The organism is Aquimarina algiphila, assembly GCF_007489275.1.
GTDB lineage: Bacteria > Bacteroidota > Bacteroidia > Flavobacteriales > Flavobacteriaceae > Aquimarina > Aquimarina algiphila.
This window is the reverse complement of record NZ_VLNR01000147.1, coordinates 1-2,930: the sequence shown is the minus strand read 5'-3', so window position 1 is coordinate 2,930 and position 2,930 is coordinate 1. Positions and strand designations below refer to the sequence as shown.

General features: G+C 28.9%; 3 protein-coding genes. 1 reads left to right on the top strand and 2 read right to left on the bottom strand.

Annotated elements, in window-relative coordinates:
* Positions 1-111: 111 nt before the first annotated feature.
* The gene (locus FOF46_RS30615; protein WP_167572024.1) at positions 112-1,176 is read left to right on the top strand and encodes a phage integrase SAM-like domain-containing protein; all 1,065 of its coding nucleotides are present in this window, start codon (positions 112-114) and stop codon (positions 1,174-1,176) included.
* A 39-nt stretch (positions 1,177-1,215) separates the two neighbouring features.
* Here FOF46_RS30615 and FOF46_RS30610 read toward each other — a convergent pair whose 3' ends face one another.
* Complete coding sequence (locus tag FOF46_RS30610; protein WP_143919214.1) at positions 1,216-1,425, bottom strand: hypothetical protein; 210 nt, start codon at positions 1,423-1,425, stop codon at positions 1,216-1,218.
* Positions 1,426-2,178: 753 nt separating this feature from the next.
* The coding region (locus FOF46_RS31995; RefSeq protein WP_167572023.1) for a hypothetical protein at positions 2,179-2,930 on the bottom strand (752 nt) is incomplete at its 5' end.

Here is a 2,930-nt window from a genome sequence, read left to right as displayed (position 1 = left end):
ACAAGTTATTTAATACACACACTTTTGGGGGTGGGTCAATTTAAACAAGAATAGGTGGGTCAGTTTAAATAGGATTTACTGGGTCAATATAATAGGAATAGGTGGGTCAGTTTGGCAAGAATTTCCAATCTTTATCCCGATATCGCTGAAATTAAAAAAACAGCAGGGAAAAAAGCTTTTGTTCAACTAACTGACTTTGACAAAGCCTTCAGAATTCTTCTAACTGGTCAAGGAAAAGTAATAGATGACCCTTGTTTCTATTCTTATGCAGATAAAAGAATAGCATACATGTACCATCTTAATAGAGAAGGAAATGCAGAGGCATATCAGTTAGCCATTAATGAATTAAAAAAATTCAGACCTAAACTTCGCTATAGCCAATTGGACAGATCGTTAATGATGAAGTTTATAGAATTCAAAAAATCAGAGAAGAAAAAAGATTCAGATGAACGCAAAGTAAAAAACGGAAGTATAAGAACTTACATTGCAGAAATAAGAGCCATATATAATAAATGCAGCATAGAATATAATCTACCAGATAACACTCCTTTTAAAGGAGTTTTTACTGATCTACCTATTAGAAAAAGAAGAGCTAAAAATGTCTATATAGATCACGAAGCAATAGATAAGGTTAAAAAATCTAACCTTAAGCAAATAAGCTATCAGAGATCATTGGATTTATCATTATTACAGTTTTATCTTGGCGGTCAATATCTTATTGATGTTTATTACCTAAAATGGTCACAAATACATAAGAAAAGAGTGTATTTTGAAAGAATAAAACTAGGAGAAAAAAAAGTAGAGTTTGATGTAAAACTATTTCCAGAGGCAGAAGAATTAATTAACAAATATTGTACATCACAAAAAGATGGTTATGTATTCCCCTGGGACAAGGACAGAAGTAGGTACAAAACATTTAGAGATAATCACAGAAGAAATGTAAAGAAAGGCTTAGAAATCCTAGAAATACAAACCCTCCCAAAAAACGAACCGTTTAACTCCAGATCACCAAGGCATACGTTTCAAACATTAGGTAAATTTAAATTTATTGACCCTGATATCATACGAGAAATTGTAGGCCACGAAAGAGATGACGTAGATACTGTATATAAGGATAAATACCCTGAAAATGTTAGAGACGATGCGCATAAGAGAATAATCTATAATCTTGATTAAGACATATTTATTCTTTCTGATTCTGTAACAATTTTATATTTATTTAAACTTTCTATTGATTAAGTTACTCACATACTCTCGAACACCTTCCTCTGTAGGCACAACATAATAATTACCTTCAGATTTTTCATTTAATTCGTTAGCAACTCTTTCTGGACCATATTTTTCCAGATTATTTAATATTAGTAATGATATTTTACGGAATAATTCATTCTCTATATCTTCAACTTTTTCTTCATTATTTTTCATTAGTTTATGGAATTTTGGTCATTTAAAACCTATCTTCTTGGTCTTAATCTCTTTTTTTTGTGTTTCGGACGTGTAATATATTTTTATATTAAATACAAAATATAAAACAGAATAATAAGTAAATAATATTCCAAAAATAATTAGAACAAACCAATCATTCTGACTCATTTGAAAGTTATTAAAAATGAGTAGTCTAATTTGCCCACCAACAACTAAAGAAGATATTACTATTAATATTTGAGGTAATTTTTCCATCGGTTATTTATAATTTAATTTTTTTCTATTCTTGAGAAAAATCATATAATCAATAAACAAAATAATTGAACAAAAAGTATTGAAAGAAATGACAAAGTACTTTAAACCTAATTCAATTTCATTTATCGGAAATGTTTCGCTAAACCACAACTTTACAATGTATAAAACAGATAATATTAAATATGTTCCAACCAAGGCCGCATAACTTGAATTACTTAAAAACAAAAATCTTCTTTTTTTAAAGTTTACGAGCTCATAAATAATAATCAACATAATCCATGTTGTTATAGAAATCGAATGAGAATTTAATATCATCTCCATTAGTTCACTTTATTTCTTTTATCTTTCAAAAACTCCTGTAGAGTCTTAAAATCAGTATCAGATGGTTTAGGAATTTCATTTAATATTTCACTTTCATGAACTACTCCTGTTATCTCTTTATTTTCCAATTTTATTCTTTTATATTTTGAAAAGTAATATACAATAATATCTACTAAATTAACCAAAAGTTTCACTTTCAATTTGTACTTCCCACGTGTTTTCCTTAACCCTTCGTTTACTGATTTTCTTAACGAGTTGCGTTTTGTTGTATTTATATCTTCCCAGTTCTGTGGTTAGATTTTCATAAATGTCACAACTAAATTTATCTTTTATCGTCTCTGAAGTAACACGAAATCTAAGCCAGTTCTTCCATAATCTTTCGTATACATTTTCAATAGAAAAATCAATTTCATTAATTGCACTCACAGTAACAGGCAAACCATTTTTTAAACCATCATATAATAAAATTCTAAAATCCGATCCTTCACGCCTACGAGCTGTAAATACTGAATTCTTCTTTTCGATTTTCATTATATCTACACCTGTATCAATAGTATTTACATTTTCGTCTTTATATGCAGCAATATCACTTACTACCCCATCCTTATTAATATGTATCGTTTCTCTGGAATCTTTAAGCACATACGCCTTATTTTGGTTTGATTTCTTAATATATTTTTCTGCTTCTAAATGAGATTCATCCCTAAAAGAAGTTTCCACAAATTTTTCTTCTACATAATCTATAGTAACCGTATCGTGCTTAAAATCGATATCAAGGTTTAACCAATTTTTTAATTTATTCAGGAAAGCAGAAAAGGTCATATCTGGTAAAACATCAGCAATACTAAAGGAATCCGGAAACACATTTAACCTACCATCATTAGCCCAAAATGTAAAATTATGATAAGGTGAAATATCTTCTATAGAAT

Coding starts and splice junctions, on each gene's coding strand:
- FOF46_RS30610 (WP_143919214.1), bottom strand. CDS start 1,425: ATGAAAAATAATGAAGAAAAAGTTGAAGATATAGAGAATGAATTATTC.